This is a genomic window from Kribbella sp. NPDC051137 (assembly GCF_040682535.1).
Lineage (GTDB): Bacteria > Actinomycetota > Actinomycetes > Propionibacteriales > Kribbellaceae > Kribbella > Kribbella karoonensis.
In genome coordinates, this window is the sequence record NZ_JBFBBI010000002.1 from 1,493,640 (window position 1) to 1,518,001 (window position 24,362).

The 24,362-nt window shown below is 70.4% G+C and carries 25 protein-coding genes and 1 pseudogene; 17 read left to right on the forward strand and 9 right to left on the reverse strand.

The annotated features are described in order from the left end of the window. Positions 1–85 precede the first annotated feature (85 nt). The 5 genes from AB0M51_RS14605 to AB0M51_RS14625 are packed head-to-tail and all read left to right on the forward strand — an operon-like array spanning position 86 to position 4,186. Positions 86–1,213, forward strand: coding sequence for a CoA transferase (locus tag AB0M51_RS14605; protein WP_344187240.1), 1,128 nt, complete (start codon positions 86–88; stop codon positions 1,211–1,213). Beyond that, on the forward strand, positions 1,198–1,977 hold the full coding sequence (locus AB0M51_RS14610) for a citryl-CoA lyase (protein ID WP_344187238.1): 780 nt from the start codon (positions 1,198–1,200) through the stop codon (positions 1,975–1,977). The genes AB0M51_RS14605 and AB0M51_RS14610 overlap by 16 nt, the downstream gene beginning before the upstream one ends. 11 nt (positions 1,978–1,988) lie before the next feature. Then, entirely contained in the window at positions 1,989–2,852 is an 864-nt protein-coding gene (locus tag AB0M51_RS14615; RefSeq protein WP_363749467.1) for a hypothetical protein, read from the forward strand. After that, the gene (locus tag AB0M51_RS14620) at positions 2,849–3,208 is read left to right on the forward strand and encodes a hypothetical protein (RefSeq protein WP_344187234.1); all 360 of its coding nucleotides are present in this window, start codon (positions 2,849–2,851) and stop codon (positions 3,206–3,208) included. Before AB0M51_RS14615 ends, AB0M51_RS14620 begins: the two co-directional genes overlap by 4 nt. A 9-nt stretch (positions 3,209–3,217) precedes the next feature. Next, entirely contained in the window at positions 3,218–4,186 is a 969-nt protein-coding gene (locus AB0M51_RS14625; RefSeq protein ID WP_344187232.1) for a zinc-binding alcohol dehydrogenase family protein, read from the forward strand. Between the two features lie 4 nt (positions 4,187–4,190). Here the strand turns inward: AB0M51_RS14625 and AB0M51_RS14630 are convergent, their stop codons facing one another. Together AB0M51_RS14630 and AB0M51_RS14635 are read right to left on the reverse strand one after the other, a co-directional pair. After that, entirely contained in the window at positions 4,191–4,715 is a 525-nt protein-coding gene (locus AB0M51_RS14630) for an ATP-dependent Clp protease proteolytic subunit (RefSeq protein ID WP_344187229.1), read from the reverse strand. Positions 4,716–5,046: 331 nt separating this feature from the next. Beyond that, positions 5,047–5,979: a nucleoside hydrolase gene (locus AB0M51_RS14635; RefSeq protein ID WP_344187227.1), complete on the reverse strand. Its 933-nt coding sequence runs from the start codon at positions 5,977–5,979 to the stop codon at positions 5,047–5,049. Between the two features lie 48 nt (positions 5,980–6,027). Between AB0M51_RS14635 and ftsH the strand changes: the two genes are divergently transcribed. Next, entirely contained in the window at positions 6,028–8,070 is a 2,043-nt protein-coding gene (ftsH, locus tag AB0M51_RS14640; RefSeq protein ID WP_344187224.1) for an ATP-dependent zinc metalloprotease FtsH, read from the forward strand. Here ftsH and AB0M51_RS14645 read toward each other — a convergent pair. Continuing rightward, positions 8,035–8,906 (reverse strand): annotated as a pseudogene (locus AB0M51_RS14645) (helix-turn-helix transcriptional regulator). The gene ftsH and the pseudogene AB0M51_RS14645 overlap by 36 nt on opposite strands. Before the next feature lie 85 nt (positions 8,907–8,991). Here AB0M51_RS14645 and AB0M51_RS14650 point away from each other — a divergent pair. Continuing rightward, entirely contained in the window at positions 8,992–9,885 is an 894-nt protein-coding gene (locus tag AB0M51_RS14650; RefSeq protein ID WP_363749468.1) for an alpha/beta hydrolase, read from the forward strand. 74 nt (positions 9,886–9,959) lie between these two features. Here AB0M51_RS14650 and AB0M51_RS14655 read toward each other — a convergent pair whose 3' ends face one another. From AB0M51_RS14655 to AB0M51_RS14670, 4 genes are all read right to left on the reverse strand, one after another. Then, positions 9,960–11,390 carry an NAD(P)/FAD-dependent oxidoreductase gene (locus AB0M51_RS14655; RefSeq protein WP_344187219.1) on the reverse strand — a complete coding sequence of 477 codons (1,431 nt, stop codon included), beginning with the start codon at positions 11,388–11,390 and terminating at the stop codon, positions 9,960–9,962. 1 nt (position 11,391) lies between these two features. Then, positions 11,392–11,973: a hypothetical protein gene (locus AB0M51_RS14660; RefSeq protein WP_344187216.1), complete on the reverse strand. Its 582-nt coding sequence runs from the start codon at positions 11,971–11,973 to the stop codon at positions 11,392–11,394. A 141-nt stretch (positions 11,974–12,114) separates the two neighbouring features. Next, the gene (locus AB0M51_RS14665) at positions 12,115–13,548 is read right to left on the reverse strand and encodes a DUF4832 domain-containing protein (protein WP_344187214.1); all 1,434 of its coding nucleotides are present in this window, start codon (positions 13,546–13,548) and stop codon (positions 12,115–12,117) included. 31 nt (positions 13,549–13,579) lie between these two features. Then, on the reverse strand, positions 13,580–14,698 hold the full coding sequence (locus AB0M51_RS14670) for an ROK family protein (RefSeq protein ID WP_344187211.1): 1,119 nt from the start codon (positions 14,696–14,698) through the stop codon (positions 13,580–13,582). 181 nt (positions 14,699–14,879) lie between these two features. Between AB0M51_RS14670 and AB0M51_RS14675 the strand changes: the two genes are divergently transcribed. Further along, positions 14,880–15,860 (forward strand): Gfo/Idh/MocA family oxidoreductase, encoded by a 981-nt coding sequence (locus AB0M51_RS14675; RefSeq protein ID WP_344187208.1) that lies wholly within the window; start codon positions 14,880–14,882, stop codon positions 15,858–15,860. A 13-nt stretch (positions 15,861–15,873) separates the two neighbouring features. Next, complete coding sequence (locus AB0M51_RS14680) at positions 15,874–16,866, forward strand: Gfo/Idh/MocA family oxidoreductase (RefSeq protein ID WP_344187206.1); 993 nt, start codon at positions 15,874–15,876, stop codon at positions 16,864–16,866. Here the strand turns inward: AB0M51_RS14680 and AB0M51_RS14685 are convergent. Continuing rightward, positions 16,863–17,774, reverse strand: a complete 912-nt coding sequence (locus tag AB0M51_RS14685; RefSeq protein WP_344187203.1) for an SDR family oxidoreductase — start codon at positions 17,772–17,774, stop codon at positions 16,863–16,865. The genes AB0M51_RS14680 and AB0M51_RS14685 overlap by 4 nt on opposite strands. Positions 17,775–17,862: 88 nt before the next feature. On the opposite strand from AB0M51_RS14685, the gene AB0M51_RS14690 reads away from it, so the two are divergent. From AB0M51_RS14690 to AB0M51_RS14720, 7 genes are all read left to right on the forward strand, one after another. Beyond that, positions 17,863–18,426: a TetR family transcriptional regulator gene (locus AB0M51_RS14690; RefSeq protein WP_344187201.1), complete on the forward strand. Its 564-nt coding sequence runs from the start codon at positions 17,863–17,865 to the stop codon at positions 18,424–18,426. 74 nt (positions 18,427–18,500) lie between these two features. Then, positions 18,501–19,247, forward strand: coding sequence for an SDR family oxidoreductase (locus AB0M51_RS14695; protein WP_344187198.1), 747 nt, complete (start codon positions 18,501–18,503; stop codon positions 19,245–19,247). Beyond that, positions 19,244–19,444, forward strand: a complete 201-nt coding sequence (locus AB0M51_RS14700) for a hypothetical protein (RefSeq protein ID WP_344187194.1) — start codon at positions 19,244–19,246, stop codon at positions 19,442–19,444. The genes AB0M51_RS14695 and AB0M51_RS14700 overlap by 4 nt, the downstream gene beginning before the upstream one ends. Beyond that, the gene (locus AB0M51_RS14705; RefSeq protein WP_344187192.1) at positions 19,437–20,303 is read left to right on the forward strand and encodes an RNA polymerase sigma-70 factor; all 867 of its coding nucleotides are present in this window, start codon (positions 19,437–19,439) and stop codon (positions 20,301–20,303) included. Before AB0M51_RS14700 ends, AB0M51_RS14705 begins: the two co-directional genes overlap by 8 nt. A gap of 12 nt (positions 20,304–20,315) precedes the next feature. Further along, positions 20,316–20,675 (forward strand): hypothetical protein, encoded by a 360-nt coding sequence (locus tag AB0M51_RS14710; RefSeq protein WP_344187189.1) that lies wholly within the window; start codon positions 20,316–20,318, stop codon positions 20,673–20,675. A 66-nt stretch (positions 20,676–20,741) separates the two neighbouring features. Then, complete coding sequence (locus tag AB0M51_RS14715; RefSeq protein WP_344187186.1) at positions 20,742–21,779, forward strand: LLM class flavin-dependent oxidoreductase; 1,038 nt, start codon at positions 20,742–20,744, stop codon at positions 21,777–21,779. Beyond that, positions 21,776–22,489 (forward strand): NAD(P)-binding domain-containing protein, encoded by a 714-nt coding sequence (locus AB0M51_RS14720; protein WP_344187183.1) that lies wholly within the window; start codon positions 21,776–21,778, stop codon positions 22,487–22,489. Before AB0M51_RS14715 ends, AB0M51_RS14720 begins: the two co-directional genes overlap by 4 nt. A gap of 13 nt (positions 22,490–22,502) precedes the next feature. Here AB0M51_RS14720 and AB0M51_RS14725 read toward each other — a convergent pair whose 3' ends face one another. Beyond that, positions 22,503–23,381, reverse strand: coding sequence for an EamA family transporter (locus tag AB0M51_RS14725; RefSeq protein ID WP_344187181.1), 879 nt, complete (start codon positions 23,379–23,381; stop codon positions 22,503–22,505). 73 nt (positions 23,382–23,454) lie between these two features. On the opposite strand from AB0M51_RS14725, the gene AB0M51_RS14730 reads away from it, so the two are divergent. Continuing rightward, the gene (locus AB0M51_RS14730) at positions 23,455–24,318 is read left to right on the forward strand and encodes a LysR family transcriptional regulator (RefSeq protein WP_344187178.1); all 864 of its coding nucleotides are present in this window, start codon (positions 23,455–23,457) and stop codon (positions 24,316–24,318) included. Positions 24,319–24,362: the final 44 nt, after the last annotated feature.

Genomic DNA, 24,362 nt, shown 5'->3' on the forward strand with positions numbered 1-24,362 from the left:
GGTGTGGTGTCAAGAGGTCTTGACAGAGCAGTTTTGAGCTGCCGAAACTGATTGCGGACAGATGTCCGCGAATCCGGGAGGCTGCGTGAAGGGACCGTTGTCCGGGCTGCTGGTGGCCGACTTCTCACGGATCCTCGCGGGTCCGTACGCGACCATGCTGCTCGCCGATCTGGGCGCCGACGTGATCAAGGTCGAGGCGCCCGGCGGTGACGACACCCGGTCCTGGCAGCCGCCGGTGCGCGACGGCGTCTCGACGTACTACCTCGCGGTGAACCGGAACAAGCGGTCGATCGCGCTGGACCTGAAGAACGCCGAGGACCTGGCGGTGGCGCAGGAGCTGGCGCGACGGGCCGACGTCCTGGTGGAGAACTTCCGGCCCGGCGGGCTGGCCCGGTTCGGGCTCGACTACGAGACCGTTGCCGAGGGCAACGCGCGGCTGATCTACGCGTCGATCAGCGGGTTCGGGTCCGGGCCGCGCGGCGCGGAGCTGCCCGGGTACGACCTGATCGTGCAGGCGATCTCCGGGCTGATGAGCCTGACCGGGGATCCGGGCGGGGAGCCGTTCCGGGCCGGGATCTCGGTGTTCGACGTGATGGCCGGGCTGCACGCGACGATCGGCGTACTGTCGGCGCTGCACCAGCGGGCGGAGAGCGGCCGCGGTCAGCACGTCGAGGTGAACCTGTTGTCGTCGGCGCTGTCCGGGTTGGTCAACCAGTCGAGCGCGTACGTCGCGGGCGGCGTGGTCCCGGAGCGGATGGGGAACAGCCACCCGAGCCTGTTCCCGTACGAGCCGCTGCCGTGCGCCGACGGGGAGCTGATCATCACCGCCGGCAACAACGGGCAGTTCCGGAAGCTGGTCGAGGTGCTCGGCGTACCGGAGTTGGCCGACGACCCGCGCTTCGACCGGAACGAGCAGCGCACGGCGAACCGCGAGGAACTCCGGCCGCTGCTGGTCGAGCGGTTGAAGACGCGCAGCAAGTCGGCGTGGTTCCGGGACATCATCGCGGCCGGCGTCCCGTGCGGCCCGATCAACACAGTGGCGGGCGGCGTCGCGTTCGCGGAGGACATCGGCCTGGACCCGGTGGTGACGGCCGGCGGGATTCCGGGCGTACGCAACCCGATCACCTTCTCGGACAGCTCGGCGTCGTACCGGCTGCCGCCACCGGCCCTCGACGAACACGGAGGTGAGCTGCGCAAGTGGCTGACGGACTGAGTTTCCCCACGTCATTGGGTACGTCGACAGCCAACGAGATCCGGCTGCTCGGACAGGACCTCACGGCGGACCTGATGGGTAAGGTCGGCTTCGGCGAACTCGCCTTCTGGCTGGTCGCGATGCGCCGCCCGACGCCGTCTGAGACCCGCGTCTTCGAAGCGGTCCTGGTAGCTCTCGCCGACCACGGCTTCACTCCGACCGCGATCGCAGCCCGCCTCACCTACCTCTCCGCGCCCGACTCGCTCCAAGGTGCCCTCGCAGCCGGTCTGCTCGGCGGCGGCAGCCGCTTCCTCGGGGTGACGGAGGACTGCGGAGCGTTCCTGCACGCCGCCCTCCCCGAGCGCCTTCCAACCGATGACTCGGGCTGGGACGGCCTCGCTCTGCAACTCGTCCAACAGTCCAGGGCGAACGGAACGTTCATCCCGGGGTTGGGGCATCCGGTGCACAAGGTCGAGGATCCGCGGACGCCGGTGCTGATCGGCATCGCCCGCGAGGAAGGTCTCGAAGGACCGCATCTGCGGCTGTTCCAGGCGATCGGACGAGTGCACGAGCAGGTGCTCGGGCGCCGGCTTCCGCTGAACGGTGCGGGGGTTTGCGGGGCGGCGCTGGCCGACCTCGGGCTGCCCGTCGAGCTGTTGCGTGGGTTCGCCTTGCTCGCCCGGGCAGCGGGGCTGCTCGGGCAGCTCGCCGAGGAGCGGCGGCGTCCGATCGGGATGGACGCCTACCTGACGATCGATCGCAACGCCGAGTACGTCGAACCGTAAAGGAGCACCAGATGGCCACAGTCGCCGCGGTGATCGCCTCCACCCACCATCCGTTCTACTACCGCGCGAGCACCGCGACCGGCGCCGACCGGCCGCCGTTCGCGGACGAGTGGGTGGCGAAGATCGAGGCGTTCCGGGAGACCCTGACGAAGGCCCGCCCGGACATCCTGGTGATGGTCGGCAGTGACCACTTCCACCAGCTGTGGCTGGACAACATGCCGCAGTTCCTGGTCGGCAAGGCGCCGTACTTCGACGCGAACTGGTACAACGAGGAGCGCGAGTTCGGCCTGCCGCGGATGCGGCTCGCGGGTGACGAGCAGCTCGCCGCGCACATCCTCCGGAACGGCCTGGACGCCGGCTTCGATCTTGCCTTCAGCAACGAACTGCGGATCGACCACAGCATCACCTGCCCGATCATCACGCTCCGGCCGGACGCGGACCTGCCGATCGTGCCGATCTACACGAACATCTTCGCCCCGCCGCTGCCGCGTCCCGGGCGGTTCGTCGAGCTCGGCCGGACGATCCGGCAGCTGGTCGAGTCGTGGCCGATCGACAAGCGGGTCGCGATCATCGGCACCGGGCACCTGTCCCTGGAGCTGGGCGGACCGCGGCAGTTCGGCGAGCACGGACCGGACCCGGAGTTCGACCGCAAGGCCGTCGAGTGGATCGCGGGTGGGGACATCGAGGGCTGCCTGTCCGAGGTGACCCTGGACAGCCTGCATCTCCCCGGGAACGCGACCCACGGCTTCATGGACTGCATGCTGATGATGGGCGTCGCCGGCGACGGCGCGAAGGCGGATCACGTGGACTCGCTCGACCTGTTCCACACGATGGAGGCGTACTTCACCTGGTACCCGAACGGAGTTCCGGCATGAGCAGATATCTGCTGGACAAGTTCCTCTACACGGTGGACCGCGACCCGGAACTCGTCGAGCGCTACCGGGAAGATCCCACCGGGACCGTGGCCTGGTGGGAGGCGGAGGTCGCCAACCAGCTCCTCAACTGCGCGGTGCCGGAGAAGTCGACCTGGCAGTCGTTCACCGCGGACGAGCGGAAAGCCCTGCGGGAGCATGACCACGTCGCGCTCTTCGAACTCGGCGCGCACCCGTTCCTGACGCTGACGCTGTTCATCGCGATGTTCGAGCGCGACCACGGCCCCCTCGAGTATCAGAAGGCCTACGGCCGGGCCCTGCGGACTCATTCGTTACCGTATCCGGACATCACCACCTGAGGAGGCCGCGTGCGCGCCGCAGTACTGCACACCCACGGTGAACCGCCGACCCAGGCGGAGCATCCCGAGCCGGTCGCGGGTGCCGGGCGGGCGATCGTCCGGGTGACGGCGGCGCCGATCGTGCCGCTGGACCTGCTGTGTGCTTCCGGTACGTCGTACTTCGGGGCGCCGGCGCTGCCGTACGTGCCCGGTGTGCAGGGTGTCGGCGTGGTGGAGGAGTCCGCGACGGTCGCGCCCGGGACCAGGGTGTTCTTCGCGACGTCCGCCGGGATGGCTCCGGGCGACGGGAGTCTCGCCGAGCGGGCCGCCGTACCGGATGCGGATCTGGTAGTGCTCGAGCCGGACGCGGGGGTGTCTGATGCGGCGGTGGCGGCTATCGGGCTGTCCGGGGTCGCCGGGTGGATGACGCTGACGTGGCGGGCGCGGCTCCAGGCGGGGGAGCGGGTGCTGGTGCTCGGCGCGGGCGGTGCGGTCGGGCAGGTCGCGATCGGGGCGGCTCGGGTGCTCGGGGCGTCGCGCGTGGTGGCCGTCGTACGGTCGGATGCCTCGCGGGAGCGCGCGGTAGCGGCCGGCGCCGACGAAGTGGTTGCCTTGAGCCCCGATGTGGACGAGCTGACGGCGCGCTTGGGCGGGCCGTACGACGTGGTCGTCGACCCGGTGTTCGGCGTCGCCGCGACGGCTGCCGCGCGGGCGCTCGCGGAGGGCGGGAGGCTGGTCAACCTCGGCGGGTCGGCGGGCGACGAGGCGGTGTTCTCGTCGTCCGTACTGCGGAGCAAGTCGGCGAGCGTGCTCGGCTACACGAACAACGCGCTGACCGCGGAGCAGCGCCACGACGCGCTGACCGCAGTACTCCAGCACGCCGCGGCGGGCGCGATCCGGGTCGCCCACGAGACCGTCACCCTCGCCGACGTCGCCTCGGCGTGGGAACGTCAGGCGACCGGCAGAACCGCCGGCCGCCTCGTACTCACGTTCGGCTGAGCTGTTACAGCAGGTCGGTGATCAGGCCGTAGGTGCGGGCATCCTCGGCGGAGAGGACGCGGCCGGTGGTGAGGTCCTCGGTGACCTCGTCGGGGGTGCGGCCGGTCGCCTGGGTCACGAGGTCGCGGAGGCGGGTGAGTTCGCGTTCGTGCTGGGCGGCGAGTGCGGCGAGTTCGTCGGCGGTGCCGTTCGCGGTGAACGGAGGGACCGAGAGCACGAACATGGTGTGCTTGTGCGCCTGGCGTTGTGCCGCGGCCGCGAGTACGGCGATCGCGGGACCGCGGACGGTGCCGCGGGCAACGACGTGTACCGGTGCTCCGATCAGGTCGATCGCGGCGGCGACCGAGAGCGCGGCGTCGAGGTCGGATTCGGTCGACGACAGGTGGATCGTGACGGGTTCGTTGCCACCGGCATCCAGCAGCAACAGCTGCGCCGCGACGTGCTCCGCCAGCCCGTCGTCCAATCGCCCGCCGACCAGGATCACCCGCTCCGCCAGCAACCGGTCGGCCAACTCCCGCTCCACACTCACCGAAACCGGCTCGTACCAACTCGGCAGAATCGGCCGCGGCGGCTCCGCAGGTTGTGCAGGCGGCACCCCCGGCACCTCGGGCCAAGGCCGTCCCGGCACGTCTGCTCGAGGACGGCCCGCGAGCTCGACACCCGCAGGCGCCGGGCGTCCGTGGACACCTGGTCGGCTCGAGCCTCCCGCCCGTCCGCGGGCGGAGTTCACGGGCGCGAGGCCGCGCGGTGCTGGGCCCAGACGGGGCTGTGGCGCCGTCTGCTTCTCGACGTACATCTTGTCCTCCTTCGACTGCTCCAGCCTGGGGGAGGCGAGCGTCCGGGAGAAGGGTGTTCCGCTGTCAGCAGACGGAGAGGGTGGTGACGGCGTCGAGGATCCTGTCCCAGAAGGCGTCCCGGTCCAGCCCGACCGCGACCAGGGCGTTGGGCGGGCGGCCGGTGTAGCCGTCGAGGTCCACGACAGTCGCTCCGGCGGTCCACCGGCCTTCCGTCTCCACGACCAGGTTCGCCTCGACGCAGTGCACGATCGCGGGATCGATCACCCGGGCGACCGCGACCGGATCGTGCAGCGGCGGAGACTCGAAGCCGAACAGTTCCCGGTACGTCGACGCGAAGAACGTCATCCACTCCCCGCACACCTGCGCCAGCGGCGAGCCGATCCGCGCCAGGCGGGCGAGTACGTCGTCCGTGACCAGCGCCTGATGTGTCACGTTGAGCCCGCACATCGTGAACGGGATCCCGGAGCGCACGACGACATCCGCCGCCTCCGGGTCGACGTACGCGTTCGCCTCCGCCAACGGGGCAATGTTGCCGCGGTCGGTCGATCCGCCCATCCAGACGATCTCGGTGATGTTCGCCGCCGCGTCGGGTGCTTCCGTGAGCAACCGCGCGATGTTCGTCAGCGCTCCGGTCGCCACGATTGTCGCCGGGTTCCGCAGTACGTCGACCAGCAGCTCCTGCGCCGACGAAGGCGACTCCGGCACCGACGGCACGTCCGTGAACGTCGGCCCGTCCAGCCCGGTCCCGCCGTGGACGTCGTCCGCGATCCGCAGCGGGCGGACCAGCGGCCGATCGGCGCCGCGCGCGACCGGGACCGTTGTGACACCGGCCAGCGACAGCACCCGGCGGGCGTTGAGCGTGCACTTGCCGACGGTCTGGTTCCCGGCGACCGTCGTCACGGCGAGCAGGTCGACGGCGGGATCGGCGACCGCGAGCAGGATCGCCAGCGCATCGTCGTGCCCGGGGTCGCAGTCGAGGATCAGCGGTCTGACCATGCGTCAGCCTACTGTGTGCGGGTTGCCGAAGGTCCTATGTTGGGGACCATGAGCGAGAAGGAGCCGCCGGCCAAGGACCAGGCCTCCGGGTCGAACGGTGCGGAGCAGAGCGCCGATCGGGGCGGGGACCGGAAGGACGACAGGTCGCCGCGGCCGCCGAACAAGCCGTGGCGGACCGAGGGGCTGCCGGCCGGGCACGGCGACGACAAGCCGCGCCGGCCGCGCTGGTGGAAGTGGGCCGCGTGGATCATCGGCGGTTACCTCGTGCTGTTCCTGCTCACCACGATGCAGGACCAATTGGCCGGCAGCGAGCAGACGATCGCGTACACCGACTTCGCCGCACAGGTGCAGAAGCAGAACGTCGCCGAGGTCTTCGCCCAGGGCGACACGATCCAGGGGCGGCTGAAGCAGGCGGCGGAGGTCCCGGGCAAGAGCGGGTCGACGTTCACCAAGTTCACCACCGAGCGGCCGACGTTCGCGAGCGACAACCTGTACGCCGAGCTGCAGAAGGGCGGCGCCACGGTCCGGGCGACGCCGGTGGTCGCGCAGCGCGGCGTGCTGTGGAACCTGCTGATCTCGCTCGGCCCGTTCATCCTGATCGCGGCGTTCTACTTCTGGCTGTTCCGGCGGAGCCGGGCCGGTGGCGGCCTCGGCGGGCTGCTCGGTGGCGGCGGTCAGCAGAAGAAGCCCGTCGACCCGAGCACGGTGCGGGTGACGTTCGCGGACGTCGCGGGGATCGACGAGGTCGAGGCCGAGATCGAGGAGGTCGTCGACTACCTGAAGGATCCCGGCAAGTACCGGCGGCTGGGCGCGCGGGCACCGAAGGGTGTGCTGCTGGCGGGTGCGCCAGGTACCGGCAAGACGCTGCTGGCGCGGGCGACCGCGGGCGAGGCCGGCGTACCGTTCTTCTCCGCGAGCGCCTCGGAGTTCATCGAGATGATCGTGGGGGTCGGCGCGAGCCGGGTGCGGGAGCTGTTCGGCGAGGCGCGGAAGGTCGCGCCGGCGATCATCTTCATCGACGAGATCGACACCATCGGCCGGGCCCGGGGCGGTGCGCGTTCGGTCGGCGGGCACGACGAGGGCGAGCAGACGCTGAACCAGATCCTCACCGAGATGGACGGCTTCTCGGGCACCGAGGGGGTCGTGGTGCTGGCCGCGACGAACCGTGCCGACGTCCTCGATCCGGCGCTGCTCCGGCCGGGCCGGTTCGACCGGACGATCACGGTGCACGCACCGGACCAGCCGGGACGGGAGGCGATCCTCAAGGTGCACGCCCGCGGCAAGCCGCTGGCGCCGGACGCGGACCTCGGTGCGTTGTCCCGGTCCACGCCCGGGATGACCGGCGCGGACCTGGCGAACCTGCTGAACGAGGCGGCGCTCGCCGCGGCCCGGCAGGGCGAGTCGCAGATCACCATGCGGGACCTGACCGGCGCGCTGGAGAAGATCCAGCTCGGTACGGCGCGGAACGTCGTGATGCCGGAGGACGAGCGGCGGCGGACGGCGTACCACGAAGGTGGGCACGCGCTGCTCGGGATGATCCAGAAGGGCGCGGACCCAGTGCGGAAGGTGTCGATCATCCCGCGCGGGCGCGCGCTCGGGGTGACGTTGTCGACGCCGGACGCGGACCGCTACGGGTACGACGTGGGGTACCTGCGCGGCCGGATCATCGGTGCGCTCGGCGGGATGGCGGCCGAGCAGGAGGTGCTCGGCGTGGTCACCACCGGCGCCGAGAGCGACCTGGAGACGGCGACCCGGATCGCGCGCTCGATGGTCGGCCGCTGGGGCATGTCCGACGCGATCGGGCCGGTGTCGGTACTCCCGGCCGAGGGCGACGCCCGGACGGCGGGCGTGTCGGACGAGCTGCTCAACACGGTCGACGCGGAGGTACGGCGGCTGATCGAGCAGTGCTACGCCGACGCCCGCCGCCTGCTGCGCGAGCACCGTCCGCAGCTGGACTCGATCGCCGCGCAGCTCCTCGAACACGAGACCCTGGACGAGGCCGACGCCTACGCGGCCGCGGGCATCGCGCACCCGGCCAGGCCGGAGCCTCCGTTGCTACCCCAGACCGCCGCTCAGACGGCTTCCGAATGACTCTTCGAGAACCAGGAGGAACCGGAGCCCGTCGTACGACGGCGTGCCGGGCTCGGCGGTGTACGCGACGAGCAGCTGCTCCGGGTGCGTGTCGACGGTGAACTGCTGGACGTCGAGCGTGAGCTCGCCGGCCGTCGGGTGCCGGTAGGCCTTCGTCAGTTGCCGGGGCCCCGAACTTGATGGCCGGCCCACCAGTTCCGGAAGTCCTCGTCGCGGACGCTCAGCTCGCCCACGAGGGCGTTGATCGCCGGGTCGCCGGGCGTCCGGCCGGCCTCCATCCGCAGGACGGCGACACACTCGCGGGCGGCCCGCGGCCAGTCGGCGTACAGCGAGCGGACCTGCTCGTCGAGGAACGTGAGGCGGATCAGGTTCCGGTGCTCGACCGGGAGCGCGGCGAAGTCGGTGAGCAGCGCGGCGGCGCCGCGGTTCCAGGCGAGGACGTCCATGCCACGGTGCAGGACCATCGCCGGTACGTCGTGCATCCGGTCGAGGAGCTGCCGCAGTTGCGGGGCAACCTCGGGCCGCGCCGGCCGCCGTACGGGCGCCGGAGCGACCTCGGCGACGGTGAACAGGTACTCGCGCTCGTCCGGCGCGAGCTGCAGCGCGTCCGCGAGGGCGTCCAGGACCGGGCGGGACACGCGGCGTGTCCGCCCCTGTTCGAGCCGGACGATGTAGTCGACGCTCACATGCGCGAGCTGGGCGAGCTCCTCGCGGCGCAGACCCGGTACCCGACGGAGCCGCCCGTCGTCCGGCAGGCCCACCTGAGCGGGCTCGAGGGCCGCGCGCCGGGACCGGAGGAATGCGCCCAGCTCGTTGTCCATGGCACCAGTGTGCATCCTCAGCCGCCGGCGTGCCTGGTACTGGCTTGCCTAGGCAGAACCCTCCCTGGAGCGCATCGTCCGCGACCGGGAGGTTGGACGCATGAGAACAGACGTGAACTTCATCAGCGGCGGTCTCCGGATCGCCGGTCAGCTGTACGTGCCGGACGGCGCCACGCCGCGCCCGGCGCTCGTGGTCGGTCACCCCGGCACGGGCGTGAAGGAACAGGCCGCCGGCCTGTACGCGGCGCGTCTCGCGGAGCAGGGCTTCGTGACACTGGCGTACGACGCGGCGTACCAGGGGGAGAGCGAGGGACTGCCGCGGGGGCTGGAGGATCCGGCCCAGCGGGTCGAGGACCTGAAGGCGGCGGTGTCGTACCTGACCACCCGTCCGGAGGTCGACGCGGAACGGATCGGGGTTCTCGGGATCTGCGCGTCCGGTGGGTACGGGCTGGTCGCGACCGCCACCGATCCGCGGGTCAAGGCGCTCGCGACGGTGAGCGGGGTGGACATCGCCCGGCAGTTCCGGGTCGGTCCCGACGGAACCCAGGACCCGGCGGTGTTCGAGGGCCTGCTCGCCGCCGCGGCGGCCGCCCGGACGGCCGAGGCGGCCGGTGCCGAGACGCAGACCTTCGAGCTGTTCCCGCCGACCGAGGACGCGGCGCGGGTCGGCGGGCAGCACGTGTTCGAAGGCTGGGAGTACTACTGCACGCCGCGCGGCAGGCACGAGCGCTCGACGAAGACGCTGCCGTGGATCAGTGTCGACCGGATCGCCACCTTCGACGCCGTCCGGGCGGTCGACCGGCCGCTGCTGATGATCGCGGGCCGGAAGGCGGTCACCTCGTGGATGAGCGTGGAGGCCTTCCAGAAGGCGCGCGGGCCGAAGCGGTTCGTCTGGATCGACGACGCCACCCATGTCGATCTGTACGACCGGGACGAGTACGTGACGCCGGCCGTGGCCGAGATCCGGGCATTCTTCGCCGAGTCGCTCGGCTGAACGTACACCCAGCCTCAGGCGACGGCGGTGTAGAGGGAGTCGGACATGGTCGTGTTCGCTTTCTCTTGGTGGGTCTACCGGCCGTCGGTCTCGAGGAGGCGGAGCCAGATCTCGCTGATGGTCGGGTAGGCGGGGACGGCGTGCCAGAGGCGGTCCAGTGGGACCTCGCCGGCGATCGCGACCGTGGCCGCGTGGAGTAGCTCGGCGACATCGGGTCCGACGGCGGTGAAGCCGAGCAGCACGTTGCGGTTCTCGTCGACGACCATCCGCGCCTGCCCGCGGTAGCCGTCGGCGTGCAGCGCGGCCCCCGACACCGCGCCGAGGTCGTAGTCGACGACGCGGACCTTCAACCCGGCCTGCGCGGCGGCTTCGGCGGAGAGGCCGACGGCGGCGATCTCGGGATCGGTGAAGATCACCTGAGTGACGGCCCGCTGGTCGGCGGTGGCGGCGTGGCGTCCCCACGGACTCAGATCGGCCTGCTCGCCACGGGCGCGCGCAGCGATCGCGTCGCCCAGCGCACGGGCCTGGTACTTGCCGTGATGAGTCAGCATCGCGCGCTTGTTCACGTCGCCCGCCGCGTACAGCCAGCCGGCACCGACCGGGTTTCCGGCGTCGTCGACAACCCCGAGCGCATCGTCGACGTGCAGCCAGCTTCCGGGGGCGAGGCCGACCTGATCGAGACCGAGGTCCTTGGTGTTCGGCATCCGGCCGGTGGCGACCAGGATCTCGTCGGCGTCGACGGTCCGATCGCTGGAAAGAGTCACGTGTACGCCGGCGTCGTCCCGCCGTACCGCGGTCGCGTCGACGTCCAGCTGCAGCGACACTCCCGCCGTACGCAGACCGTCGGCCACATAGCCACCCGCGAAGGGCTCCACGCCGGGCAGCAGCCGGGTCTGGGAGACGAGCGTCACCTCCGAGCCGAGGGCACTGAACGCGGTGGCCATCTCGGACCCGACGACTCCGCCGCCGATGATCACCAGCCGTTCCGGGACGGCCTGGACGGCGGCGGCTTCTCTGCTCGTCCACGGTGCGGCGTCCGCCAGTCCTTCGATGGGCGGCAGATAGGCGCTGCTGCCGGTGGAGATCACGACAGCGTGACGCGCCTGCAGGGTCGTCGTCGTACCGTCGGCGTGGGTGACGGTGACGGTACGGGTGCCGGTGATGCGGCCGTGTCCGCGGAGCAACGTGATCCCGGCCTGGTTGAGCCATTCGACCTGGCCGGCGTCGTTCCAGTTGGAGGTGAAGCGGTCCCGTCTGGCTAGTACCGCGGCCGGGTCGAGGGTGCCGGTCACGGCCTGGCCGGCCGCAGGTAGTGCGCGAGCGGCGCGGAGGGCGGCGGCGTCGCGGAGGAGGGCCTTGGTCGGCATGCAGGCCCAGTACGAGCATTCGCCGCCGACAAGCTCGCGTTCCACGATCGCCGCGGTCAAGCCGCCCTGCACCACCCGGTCGGCGACGTTCTCGCCGACCGGGCCGGCGCCGATGACCACTACGTCGACGTCGAGCACGTCAGTTCGCCTTCCCGGCCAGGCGATGCAGGCGGATCGCGGAGATCAGGAAGAAGATGCCGCCGAGGATCGCGTACCCGGCCACGCTGGTGAGCGACGGGTCCGGTTTGCTCGCCATCAGGACGAAGCTGCCGCCGGCCAGAACCGAAATGCCGCCGCTGAGGATCATCGGCCATTGGCCACCGAGCCGGTACCGCTGGATCGCGAGGATCAGCTGGACGAGGCCCGCGGTGATTGCCCACGCGCCCCAGACCCGCAGTACGGCGGGGATCCCGGAGGCGGCCGCGATCGCCAGCCCGACGGCAGCGAGCAGACTCAGGGCCATGTTGACGTAGAGCGGCGACTTCTGCCGGGTGCTGCCCGACGTACGGAAGTCGACGACGGCCGCGGCGACGTCGAACAGCGGGTAGATCACCAGCAGTACGGCGGCCGCCGGGTTCATGCTCTTGGCGACCGCCATCGTCAGCACGGCCCACACGACGGCGAACCCGAACCGGGTGAAGTAGAGGGACCGCAACGCCTTGGTGCTCCCGGCAACGGTCGCCGGAGCCGCCGTGCCGACGGTCTCGAATGAACTGGACATCAGGTCCTTCTCTCGCGGGAAGCTGGTAGATAGAACGATCGGTACACCTCAGAGCTTGCGGCACTTCGCCGAGGATTGTCAAGACCGATCGTTCTATCTACCGCGTCGACCCGACGACGAGAAGACGTCGTACTCGGGGACCTATCCGATAGTCACCGTCTGCTGCAGGTCGTTGTAACCGGTGGCCGGCTGCCAGGTTCCGTTGTTCGCGAAACGTACGGCGTAGACCGCGTTGTACGTCTCACCAGAACCTGGCAGCTTGGCCTGTGACTGGAGCTTCGGATCCGCGACGTTGAGCAGCACCTTGTACCGGCCCGGTACCGGGGGAGCCTTGACCGACCAGTTCAGGGAGGTCAGGGTGCCCGCACCCCAGCGGCGCGGATCGGCCGGGACGTTGTACTTGAAGGTGTGCTTGCTGCTCTGGAAGACCAACTGCACCTGACGTGGGTTGTACGGCGCCGCCCACCCGTCGTTCCGCACCTGAAGGTCGACGTGGACGTTTCCACCGGACTGGCTCACGGTGCTCCGGGTGAGCGCGAACCGGTACCCGAGCTTCTGCTTCGCGATCTCGATGTTCGATCCCCAGCTAGCCAGCACGTCCGGGTGGTACTCGATGTTCAGGAACGAGAAGTGCAGCCGCGCCATCTCGGCCGCCGCCGACGGCCACTCCGACCGCGGCGCGTCCACGCCGCAGGTCTCGCCGCCCTCCGGCACGTAATTGGTGTCCTGGGCAACGAACTGCTTGTCCAGCTCGATCGGGTCGCTCAGGTACGTCCCGAAGTCGTCGTCGCTCGCCAGGAAGCAGTCGTTGTGCTGCCCGATTCGCGCGACCGCGGACCCGTCGTACGCCTGGTCCGCCGTCAGTCCGCCCGCGGTGCCGGTCGGGACGCCGTACATCCGCTGCTTCATGTACGGCGTCCGCACCTGGACCATCCGGTCCTTCGGCAGCGCCTGCAGCAGGGCGTCGACGACCGCCTTCCGGTCCGCCCAGTTCTGGTCCGAGACCTGGCTCGGGTCCGCGGGGTTCGAGAAGTAGTCGGTGTAGTACCCCTCGCCCCAGAGACCGACGAAGCCGGACTGGACGACCGCGATCATGTCGGAGTTGGCCCGCAGGATCGGCGTGAGCTGCCGGATCTGCTTGACGACGCGAGACACCGGCGCGTCGCCGTACGGCGTCGGCGGCGGCCAGCCGTCACCGGGCAGCGCGTAGGCGAACCGGACGATCAGCTTCACGCCGGCCGCGCGGGCGGTGTCGAAGTCGGCCTGCATCAGGTCGAGGTAGTGCTTGTCGATCACGTCCTGCTTGGCGAACTTCTCCAGGTAGAACATCCGCAGGATCTGGGTGATGTGCTCCTGGGTGCGGAAGTTCCGCAGGGTGGCGAGGTCGAGCGGCACGTAGCCGGTGCCGTCGGAGCGGTAGTGCGTCTCCTCGTGGTGGTAGAAGCCGCGCTCCTGGTTCGCGATCACCTCGTCGCTCGTCGTGTAGGTGCGTGTCGTGCCGTCCGCGTGCGCGATCGCGGTCTGGGCCGGTAGCAGCAGGCTGAGTGCTGCGAGGGCTGTGACTAGCCGTCTCATGGGGATAATGATGGAGTCCAGGGAAATTATGTCAAGGTCTCAGCCCGTCGGTGATGGCCGCTTCCACGGCGTCCAGTGCCAGCCGGACCGCGCCGAGTGCGACGCCTTCGTCGGCGAATGCCGACACCCGGATCTCCGGCGTCCGCAGGCACCATCGCTCCAGCTCCCGGCGCAACGGCTCCACCATCACGTCGGCCGACCGTGAGAACCCGCCGCCGATCACCACCAACTGCGGGTCCAGCGTGAGCACCAGCGCCGAGGCCCCGATCGCCAGGTCCTTCACGTACTTCTCGACCGCTTTCCGCGCTCCGTGGTCACCCGCTCGCGCCGCCACGAACACTCGCTCGAACCCACCTGCTGCCGGGTTCTTGCTCAACCACGCGTGGAGATGCTGCGGGGCCCGCTGCCAGCCCGCGGCCGGGAGGGCGCCGATCTCGCCGGACCAGTTGGCGAACCCGCGGTGCAGCTTCCCGTCGATGATCAGCCCGGCCCCGGTGCGTAGCCCGGCCAGCAGGAACACGACGTCCTTCGCGTACCGCGCGACCCCACGCCATGTCTCCGCCAGCGCCGCCAGTTTGCAGTCGTTCTCCACCCGCACCGCCCCCGGCACCAGCCGCTGTACGTGCGCCCCGAGATCCACCCCGCTCCACTCGGGCAACGAATCCGACAGCATCACCTTCCCGGTCCCGTCGACCAGCCCGGTCGTCGCAACGCCGGTCGCCCAGATCTGTGCCGTCCCGTCGAGTGCCTCGGCCACGCACCGGTCGACGGCCGCCAGGCGCTCGCGACGGCCGGCGTCGGCAGGTACCTCGACCCGGGACTGATGGACGACTTCGCCGTCGAGGTCGGTCACCAAGGCGAGGATCTTGTGGCCGCCGACGTCGACGCCGAGCAGGCGGCCGGCGCCGGAGTTGAAGCGGTAGCGGCGGGCGGGGCGGCCGACGGTGCCCGCGGCCGGGGCCACCTCGGCCAGCCAGCCGCGGCCGAGGAGGTCCCGGGCGACGTCCTCGGTGGAAGCGCGCGACAGTCCTGTGCGTTTCGACAGCTCGGTGAGCGTCAGCGGCTGCGTCCCGCGCAACTCCCGCAGTACGGCGACCGCGTTCAGCTGGCGCAGCCGGGAGAGGTCCCCGCCGGCGAGCTCTTCGGACATCGCGGTGCTCCTCACGTATTCCAGGACTCCTGGATAACTATAAGCACCCGGATTGCGCACGGGTCTCAGCGTGTGAACGCCCTCGGAAGAACCCTGTTGCGGACTCCTGACAACGTTGTACCGTGATCAGCCGACGGTCGATCAGAAACGTTTCCACAGGTTTCCACTGAGGAGGACCAGCGTGTCCAATCCACTGAAGATCGCGACGCTCAGCTTCTGGCACGTGCATGCCGGCGACTATTCGAGACAGGCCCAGGCGCACCCGGGGACGGACCTGGTGGCCGTCTGGGACGACGACGCCGACCGCGGCCGTGAAGGCGCCGAGCGGTTCGGCGCCGAGTACACCGGTGATCTCGACGCCCTGCTCGCGCGCGACGATCTCGACGGCGTGGTGATCACGACGCCGACCGACGTGCACCGCGACATCATGCTGAAGGCGGCCCGGGCCGGCAAGCACATCTTCACCGAGAAGGTGCTCGCGCCGACGGTCGCCGAGGCCGAGGAGATCGTCGCGGCCACCGACGCCGCCGGGGTGAAGCTGATCGTCTCGCTGCCCCGGCTCTACCACGGCTACACGACCGCGATCCGCGAAGTGCTCGACAAGGGCACGCTCGGCACGCTGACGTACGGACGAGTCCGGCTCTCACACGACGGCGCGATCGGCCGCGACGGCAAGGAAGGCTGGCTACCGCAGCGGTTCTTCGAGCCGAAGGCCGCGATCGGTGGCGCGCTCACCGACCTCGGCTGCCACCCGGTGTACCTGACCCAGCTGTTCCTCGGCGCGCAACCCGAGACCGTGAGTGCGACGTACCGCTCGATCGCCGGGCGCGGGCTGGAGGACAACGCCGTCGTGGTGGCCGGGTACGGCGACCAGCGGATCGGCGTGATCGAGGCCGGGTTCGCGAGCAACAACCCGTTCACGATCGAGCTGTTCGGGACCGAGGGGACGCTGACGTACACGGACGCGGGGAACGTGCTGCTGGTGAACGGCGAGCAGGTCGACGTACCGGAGCACTCCCCGGACGCGTTCGCCCAGTGGGTCGATCACATCAACAACGGCACGCGGGCCGACGACAACATCGCGCGGGCCGTCGAGCTCACCCGTCTGGTGGTGGCGGCGAACGCCGCGGCCGAGTCCGACCGAGTCATTTCCTACAGCTGACAAGGAGTAGCCGATGATCAAGGTTGGATTGATCGGCGCGGGCGGGATCGCCTCGGCGCATATCAAGGGATACCGCGCGCACGCCGACCGGATCGGAGTGACGGCGGTCGCGGACGCCGTCGAGGAGACCGCGAAGAAGCGCGGCGAGGAACTCGGCGCCACGGCGTACACGGACTACCACGAGATGCTCGCGAACGAGGACCTGGACGCGGTCGACATCTGTCTGCCGCACCATCTGCACCGGGACGCGATCGTCGCGGCCGCCGAGGCGGGCAAGCACATCCTCTGCGAGAAGCCGCTGTGCCTGTCCGCCGAGGAGGCGGCCGACGTTCGCAAGGCGGTCACCGAGAACGGCGTGACGCTGATGTGCGCGCACAACCAGCTGTTCATGCCGGCCGTCGCGAAGGCGCGCGAGCTGTTGCAGGGCGGCACGATCGGCACCGTGTACGAGGTACGGACGACCGACAGCTTCTACAACGACTTCGACCCGAGCACGATGGGCTGGCGCGCGAGCAGCAAGACGAGTGGCGGTGGCGAGCTCATTGACACCGGGTACCACCCCACTTATCTGATGCTGCACCTGGCCGGCGGCATGCCGGTCGAGGCGACCGCGATGCTCTCCACGCACCGGTTGAAGTTCATGGAGGGCGAGGACTCCGCGCAGGTGCTGATCCGGTTCGACAACGGCGTCGTCGGTCAGCTCGTGACCAGCTGGGCGTACCAGCCGGCCGAGTCCACCGAGCGCTTCTCCGCCGTCGGCGAGCTGGGCTCACTGACCAGCGACGGTACGACGCTCTCGTACCGGCTGCGCTCCGGCGAGACCGAGACGTTCGAGTTCGAGCCGATCGACACGTTCGTCGCCGAGATCGGCCATTTCGCGGACTCGCTGGCAGGCAAGCAGCGCCCGCTGCACACCGAGGAGGAGGGCATCGCCGTCCTCGGCATCCTGCTGGCCGCGTACGAGGGCTCGAAGTCGAAGACCGTCGCCCCGGTCCTGAAGGTCTAGTTCTCCTTGAAGTAGAAGCCTTCCGCGAGGTCGGCGAGCAGGTCCGGGTGGGTGGGCTGCCAGTCGAGCAGCTCACTCGTCCGGGCCGCGGACGTCGGGTTGTCCATCGTCGCGAACCGGCCCAGGAAGCCGACGTACTGCGCCGCCTCGTCGGGTGTCACCGAGCGCGCCGGCAGGTCGAGCCCGCGGCCGATGGCCTCCGCGATCGTGCGGAACTCGATGCCTTCGTCCTGTACGGCGTGCAGCCGGCTGCCGGCGGGCGCGGACTCCAGCGCGAGGCGGTACGCCCGCGCCGCGTCGAGCGTGTGGACCGCGGGCCACCGGTTCGTGCCGTCGCCGACGTACGCCGCGAAACCGTTGCGCCGGGCAAAGGAGATCAGTGACGGCGCGAACCCGTGGAGGTCCAGGCGGCTGTGGGTGATCGCCGGCAGCCGCACGATCGACGTACGAACGCCCTTGCCTGCCAGGTCGAAGACGTAGTTCTCGGAGTCGATGCGGTAGCCGCCGTTCGGGTCGTAGTCCTCCTCGGTCGCGACCCGGCCCTGCTGCAGGTGGGCGAGCATCCCGGTGCCCGACGTACTGACGAGCGGCTTGTCCGTGCCGGCCAGGGCGTCGCCGATCGCCTGCAGCGCGGCGAGATCGGACTCGGCCGCGCCGGCCAGGTCGCCTTCGACCATCGCGTCGTGCCGGAACGCGAGGTGTACGACGCCGTCGGCCGCGGCCGCCGCCGCGCGCAGCCGGTCGAGGTCGTGCAGGTCGCCGCGCACCGCCTCGGCACCCCACTCGGTGAGCCGCTTCGCCGACTCGTCCGACCGCGCCAGGCCGATCACCTGGTGGCCGTTGTGCAGGAGCTCCGGGACCAGCGCCGACCCGACGTGCCCGGATGCTCCGGTGATGAATACGCGCATGACTGTCCTTCCAGAAAGTGATGTCATTGACTGACATCACCGATGCTACACCCTGATGTCACTCGATGACATCGGCTAGGATCGACCCATGGGACGGTGGGAGCCGGACGCGGCCGGGCGGCTGCGAGAGGCCGCGATGGCGCTGTATGCCGAGCGCGGGTTCGACGGCACGACCGTCGCCGAGATCGCGGACCGGGCCGGGGTGACCGCGCGGACCTTCTTCCGGCATTTCGCCGACAAGCGCGAGGTGCTGTTCGCCGGCTCCGAGTTGCTGCAGGAGCGCATGGTCGCGGCGCTCGCCGCCGCACCCGCGGACGCCACGCCGATGGCGGCGATCACGAGCGCGGTGCTCGCGTCCGCCGACTTCTTCGACGACATCCGCCGGGACTACTCGCGCCGCCGGGCCGCGGTGATCACCTCGACCCCGGAGCTGCTGGAGCGCGAACTGATCAAGATGGCGAAGCTGACCGCGGCGCTGCGCCAGGGCCTGCTCGACCGCGGCGTCCCGCCGGACGTCGCCGCGCTCGCGGCCGAGACGGGCGTCGGGGTCTTCCGGGTCTCGTTCGAGCGCTGGATCAGCGCGCCGGACGACGTACCGATCACCGACGTCCTACAGGCCACCCTGCAGAACCTCGCCGCTCTGACCGCCTAGGGCACGTCTGTCACAAGCCCGTGGGGTGCCCTGTCTTATCTCGTGACAGGGCACAACAGACGAAGGGACCTGCGATGAAGATCGTCGTGATCGGCGGTACCGGGCTGATCGGCACGAAGCTGGTGGCGAAGCTCACCGAGCACGGGCACGAGGCGGTGCCGGCCGCTCCGAGCACCGGCGTCAACACGATCACCGGCGAAGGCCTGGACGACGTACTCAAGGGCGCCGACGTGGTGGTCGACGTGGCGAACTCGCCGTCGTTCGAGGCCGCGCCGGTGATGGAGTTCTTCCGGACCTCGACCTCGAACGTGCTGCGGGCCGAGGACGCGGCTGGCGTCCGGCAACACGTCGGGATCTCGATCGTCGGCACCGAGCGGCTCGCCGACAATCACTACTTCGCCGCGAAGATCGCCCAGGAAGAGCTGATCAAGGGCTCCGGGATCCCGTACTCGCTGGTGCACGCGACGCAGTTCATGGAGTTCGTCGGCGCGATCGCGGACGAGGGCACCTGGGACGACGGAAAGGTGCACATCGCGCCGGTCGCCTGGGCACCGATCGCGGCCGAGGACGTCGCGAAGAACCTCGGCAAGGTCGCCGTCGGTACGCCGCTGAACGGGCGGATCGACATCGCCGGGCCGGACGAGTACCGGATGGACGAGTTCTTCCGGAAGGCGCTCGCGGAGCGCGGCGACACCCGCGAGGTGGTCTCCGACGTGCACGCGAAGTACTTCGGCTCGGAGCTGACCGAGCGCAGCCTGGTCCCGATCGGCGAGGCGACGCTGGGCGAACTGCACTACGACGAGTGGTACGCGGCCCAATGAGCGAACCGGAGTTCCTGCACGAGCTGGACGTCGAGGTCGAGGCGGACCTGGAGCTCCAGGCCGCGGGCATGCCGCCGCAGGGCGAGGCCCTGGTACTGGACCCGTACGAGGCCGAGGCCGAGGCGGCGGACCTGCGCAGTTTGCACGGCGCCATCGAGGCGCTGGAGGCGGCGCCCTATCCTCGCGTTGATGACTGAGGACCTGGACGACGCGGTCGCGATCTTCAACCAGGTGCGGCCGCGCCTGATGGGGATCGCGTACCGGATGCTGGGCAGCCACGCCGAGGCCGAGGACCTGGTCCAGGAGGTGTGGCTGCGCTGGCAGGCGGCGGACCGCAGTACGGTCCAGAGTCCGGTCGCGTACCTGTCGACGGCGGTGACCCGGCTCGCGATCAACGCGAACCAGTCCGCGCGGGCCCGCCGGGAGACGTACATCGGGCCGTGGCTGCCGGAGCCGGTGGACACCAGCGCCGACCCGTACCTCGGGGCCGAGCGCGGCGAGGCGCTGAGCTTCGCCGTACTGCTCGTGCTCGAACGGTTGTCGCCGACCGAGCGGGCGGCGTACATCCTGCGCGAGGCGTTCGATTACCCGTACGACGAGCTCGCGACGATGCTGCAGTCGACCGAGCCGGCCGTCCGGCAGCTGGTCAGCCGGGCGCGGAAGCGGATCCGCGCGGAACGCCGTACCGAGGTGTCGGGACCGCAGCAGCAGACGTTGCTGAAGGCGTTCATCACTGCCGCGAGGTCGGGAGACGTCGCCGTGCTCGAGGAACTGCTGGCGGCGGACGCGGTCAGCTACTCCGACGGCGGCGGCGCGGCCCGGGCGTCGAAGTTCCCGGTCGTCGGGCGCGAGCGCGTGGCGAAGTACCACCGGGCGTTCCATCAGCACTTCTGGGTCGGCGTCGAGGTCGCGTTCGGTACGGCGAACGGCCGCGCGGTGGCGATGCTCTCCCGGGACGATGCGGTGTTCGCGGTCTGCACGGTGACCACGTCGGCGGAGGGCATCGACGAGGTGCTGTGGCAGATGAACCCGGCCAAGCTCAGCACGATCGCCTGAGCGGGAGGAGACGTGTTCAAGCGCAGCGACCACGCTGTCGTGCATCGGTTCGCGATCGCCCTCAGGTCCGGGAGCCGCGGTGCGCTGAGCAGGCTGCTCGCGCCGGAGGTGGTCGCGGTCAGCGACGGCGGGGGCCAGGTGGCGGTCGCGCTGGACCCGGTCCGGGGGCCTGGGGCCGTTGCGCACTGTGTGACCGGACTCGCCGGACCGGACACCACGCTCACGGTCGAGTCGGTCAACGGCGATCCCGGTGTCGTCGTCCGGGACGCCGGCCGCCGGGTGGTCGCAGTCGTCAGCCTGCGGGTGGCCGCGGCCAAGGTCGCCGCGGTCTGGATCGTGCGGAACCCGGACAAGCTGCGGCACTGGGAATGAACCCCGCCGGTTCTGGTGTTGACACGTCAACCTAGACTTGCGGGGACTGAACAGGAGCGTGCAGACATGACCGAGGTCGCCTTCGGGCTCGACACCTTCGGGGACATCCCGGTGGACGACGACGGCGCGCCGGTGACCGCCGCGGCGGCGATCCGGCAGGTGGTGGACGAGGCGGTGCTGGCCGACGAGATCGGCGTGGACGCGATCGCCCTCGGCGAGCACCACCGGCCGGAGTTCTCGATCTCGACACCGGAGACCGTGCTCGCCGGGATCGCCACCAGGACCTCGAACATCAAGCTCGGGTCGGGGGTGACCGTGCTGAGCTCGGACGACCCGGTGCGGGTCTTCCAGCGGTTCTCGACCGTGGACGCCCTGTCGAACGGGCGCGCCGAGGTGATCCTCGGGCGCGGGTCGTTCACCGAGTCGTTCCCGTTGTTCGGGTACGACCTGGAGGACTACGACAAGCTGTTCGAGGAGAAGTTGCAGCTGTTCGTGCGGCTGCTCGACGAGAAGCCGGTGACCTGGGAAGGCACGGTGCGGGCGGCGCTGGACAACGCGGACGTCTACCCGAAGACCGAGTCCGGCCGGCTGACCACCTGGGTCGGCGTCGGCGGCTCGCCGCAGTCGGTCGTCCGTACGGCGTACTACGGGTTGCCGTTGATGCTCGCGATCATCGGCGGCTCGCCGGAGCGGTTCGCGCCGTACGTCGACCTGTACAAGCGGGCCGCGGAGCAGTTCGGGACCGTGGCGCATCCGGTCGGGATGCACTCGCCGGGGTTCGTCGCGGACACCGACGAGGAGGCGAAGGAGATCTACTTCGCGCCGTACAAGGTGATGCGGGACCGGATCGGCGCCCTCCGCGGCTGGCCGCCGTTGCGGCGCGAGGAGTTCGAGTCCGAGGTGCTGCACGGGTCGATGTACGTCGGCTCGCCGGAGACAGTGGCGCGGCGGATCGCCGGCGCGGTGCAGGCGATCGGGGCGAAGCGGTTCGACCTGATCTACTCGGGCGGTCCGCTGCCGGCGAGCGCCCGGCTGAAGGCGGTCGAGCTGTACGGGACGAAGGTGGTCCCGCTGGTCCGCGAGATCCTGGCGGAGTCACGGTGACATCTTTTACTGGGACGAGCATCGGAACTGGTGGGACCCGGCCGGCGACGGTCGGGATCCTCGGCGCCGGCAAGGTCGGCACCGTGCTGGCGCGGCTCGCGGTCGCAGCCGGGTACCGGGTGCTGATCGCCGGGTCCGGAGAGGTCTCGAAGATCGCGCTGATCGTGGAGGTGGTGGCGCCCGGCGCGATCGCGGTGACCGCGGCGGAAGCGGCGGCCGAGGCGGACGTGGTGATCCTGGCGCTGCCGCTGGGGAAGTACCGGACGATCCCGGCGGACGAACTGCGCGGCAAGCTCGTCGTCGACGCGATGAACTACTGGTGGGAGGTCGACGGCATCCGCGACGACCTCACCGACCCGCGCACGTCCTCGTCGGAGATCGTGCAGGAGTTCCTGCCCGGCTCCCGCGTCGTGAAGGCCTTCAACCACATGGGCTACCACGACCTCGACGAAGGCCCGCGCCCCGCCGGAGCCCCCGATCGCAAGGCCATCGCGATCGCCGGCGCCTCCGAGGACACCGCCCAGGTCGCCGACCTCGTCGACGCCCTCGGCTTCGAGCCGGTCCTCGCCGGCCCCCTCCCGGCAGGCAAACGCCTGGAGCCGGGCACCGCCCCCTTCGGCGCCAACGTCGATGCCGAGACCCTTCGGGGCATGCTGGCGCAGGCGCGCACCGAAGAACGGGTAGTGGTGCGGGAGTCAGCGGCCGAGTGAACCGGCCCGCCGCTTACGGCGTGCTGACCGGGCCGACCACTACCCGTTCTTCGGTACCGGTCATGTGCCTTGCGGCGGCTCGTTCTGCGCCGGCGCCGGCGGCGATGACGCAGGCGATGCCGGCGGCCTGGAGCAGGCTGGGGGACTGGCCGAGGAGCAGCCAGCCGATCAGCAGCGCCAGAGCGGGCTCGAGGCTCATCAGCGTGCCGAAGACCCCCGCATCCAGGCGGCGAAGGGCGAGATACTCCAGGCTGAACGGGATCACCGGCAACAACAGGGCCAGACCGAACCCGATGACCACCAACTGCCAGGTCAGCACCGGGATCGTCGTCGGACCGGCAACGACAGTCGCCACCACCGCCGCGACCGGGAGCGACACCCCCATGCCCTGAAGACCGGTCACATTGCTGCCGACATGCTGAGTGAGCACGATGTACGCCGCCCAGCACGCGGCCGCCCCGAGCGCGAACAGTACGCCGACCCCGTCGACCGCGCCGTGCCACGGCTGGGTCAGGATCAGTACGCCGGCGAACGCGAGTGCCGGCCAGACCAGCCGCCCGCGACTGCGCAGTACGGCGACCGTCAGCGGGCCCAGGAACTCCAACGCACTCGCCGTCCCCAACGGCAATCGCGCCACCGCAGCCATGAACAGCAAGGTCACTCCGCCCGTCGCGACGCCGAGACCGACCGCGGCGAGGAACGCGTTCCGGTCGAACGCACTCGGCCGCGGGCGGAACAGCACCAGCACGATCACGCCCGCACAGGCCAGCCGCAGCCACGCGGCGCCCTCCGGGCCGACCCGGCCGAACAGCCCGACCGACACGGCCAGCCCCAGCTGGACCATCGTCATCGACAGCACCGCGAACGCGATACCGGTCTTCCGTGAGCGCATGCCGTCCAGTGAAGCCCGCGCACGCCGTTCGCGTCCACGTGAGAATTCTGCACAGATCGTTCATGATTGCTGAATGGACGTACGGCGCCTGGAACTCCTGCTCGCGCTCTCCCGGCTGGGCTCGATGCACGCGGTGTCGGAGGTCCTCGGCGTGACGACCTCCACCGTCTCGCAGCAGCTCGCCGGCCTCGCCAAGGACGTCGGTACGCCGCTGCTCGAGCCCGACGGCCGCCGCGTCCGGCTCACCCCGGCGGGCAGGCGTCTCGCCGGTCACGCCGTGACCATCCTGGCCGCCCACGAGGCCGCCCGCGCCGACCTGGACCCGTCCGCGGAGCCCGCCGGCACGGTCCGGATCGCCGCCTTCCACACCGGGATCCGCGACACCCTGCTGCCCGTCGTACCGCGACTGCCCGCGGCCGTGCGACTGGAGATCCAGGAGCAGGAACCACCCGACGCGCTGGCGATGCTCGAACGCGACCAGGTCGATCTCGCGCTCACCTACGACTACAACCTCGCACCGGCGAGACTCGGCACCGCGCTCGAGGCGACGGTGCTCTGGGAGTCCTCGTGGAGTCTCGCGGTCCCGTCCCGGTCCCGTCGTACGCCGGGCACTGCCGCCGAGGTGCTCGCCGCGTTCGCCGGCAGCGACTGGATCGTGAACTCCCGGCACACGGCCGACGAGCAGGTCGTCCGGACGATCGCCGCGCTGGCCGGCTTCGAGCCCCGGATCACCCAGCGCGCCGACAGCCTGCAGCTCGTGCAGGAGATGATCGGTGCCGGGCTCGGCGTCGCGCTGTTGCCGGCCGCGTACCCGAAGACCACCGGCATCTCGCTGCGCCGCCTCCGCGACCCCGAGCCGCGGATGCGCGCCCAGGCCGTCGTCCGCCGGGACCGCGTGTCCTGGCCGCCGTTGTCGCTGGTCGTGGGGATGCTCTAGGAATGTCACAAGCAGCCTTGGTCTGTTGTCTACTGACTGAGGGA

What these genes read in the sequence shown, in the direction of transcription:
- AB0M51_RS14700 (WP_344187194.1), top strand. Translation starts at nt 19,244, where the DNA reads ATGAGCGAACCGGAGTTCCTGCACGAGCTGGACGTCGAGGTCGAGGCG.
- AB0M51_RS14730 (WP_344187178.1), top strand. Translation starts at nt 23,455, where the DNA reads ATGGACGTACGGCGCCTGGAACTCCTGCTCGCGCTCTCCCGGCTGGGC.
- AB0M51_RS14685 (WP_344187203.1), bottom strand. Translation starts at nt 17,774, where the DNA reads ATGCGCGTATTCATCACCGGAGCATCCGGGCACGTCGGGTCGGCGCTG.
- AB0M51_RS14660 (WP_344187216.1), bottom strand. Translation starts at nt 11,973, where the DNA reads ATGTCCAGTTCATTCGAGACCGTCGGCACGGCGGCTCCGGCGACCGTT.
- ftsH (WP_344187224.1), top strand. Translation starts at nt 6,028, where the DNA reads ATGAGCGAGAAGGAGCCGCCGGCCAAGGACCAGGCCTCCGGGTCGAAC.
- AB0M51_RS14690 (WP_344187201.1), top strand. Translation starts at nt 17,863, where the DNA reads ATGGGACGGTGGGAGCCGGACGCGGCCGGGCGGCTGCGAGAGGCCGCG.
- AB0M51_RS14670 (WP_344187211.1), bottom strand. Translation starts at nt 14,698, where the DNA reads ATGTCCGAAGAGCTCGCCGGCGGGGACCTCTCCCGGCTGCGCCAGCTG.
- AB0M51_RS14615 (WP_363749467.1), top strand. Translation starts at nt 1,989, where the DNA reads ATGGCCACAGTCGCCGCGGTGATCGCCTCCACCCACCATCCGTTCTAC.
- AB0M51_RS14665 (WP_344187214.1), bottom strand. Translation starts at nt 13,548, where the DNA reads ATGAGACGGCTAGTCACAGCCCTCGCAGCACTCAGCCTGCTGCTACCG.
- AB0M51_RS14725 (WP_344187181.1), bottom strand. Translation starts at nt 23,381, where the DNA reads ATGCGCTCACGGAAGACCGGTATCGCGTTCGCGGTGCTGTCGATGACG.
- AB0M51_RS14680 (WP_344187206.1), top strand. Translation starts at nt 15,874, where the DNA reads ATGATCAAGGTTGGATTGATCGGCGCGGGCGGGATCGCCTCGGCGCAT.
- AB0M51_RS14650 (WP_363749468.1), top strand. Translation starts at nt 8,992, where the DNA reads ATGAGAACAGACGTGAACTTCATCAGCGGCGGTCTCCGGATCGCCGGT.
- AB0M51_RS14715 (WP_344187186.1), top strand. Translation starts at nt 20,742, where the DNA reads ATGACCGAGGTCGCCTTCGGGCTCGACACCTTCGGGGACATCCCGGTG.
- AB0M51_RS14695 (WP_344187198.1), top strand. Translation starts at nt 18,501, where the DNA reads ATGAAGATCGTCGTGATCGGCGGTACCGGGCTGATCGGCACGAAGCTG.
- AB0M51_RS14620 (WP_344187234.1), top strand. Translation starts at nt 2,849, where the DNA reads ATGAGCAGATATCTGCTGGACAAGTTCCTCTACACGGTGGACCGCGAC.
- AB0M51_RS14705 (WP_344187192.1), top strand. Translation starts at nt 19,437, where the DNA reads ATGACTGAGGACCTGGACGACGCGGTCGCGATCTTCAACCAGGTGCGG.
- AB0M51_RS14635 (WP_344187227.1), bottom strand. Translation starts at nt 5,979, where the DNA reads ATGGTCAGACCGCTGATCCTCGACTGCGACCCCGGGCACGACGATGCG.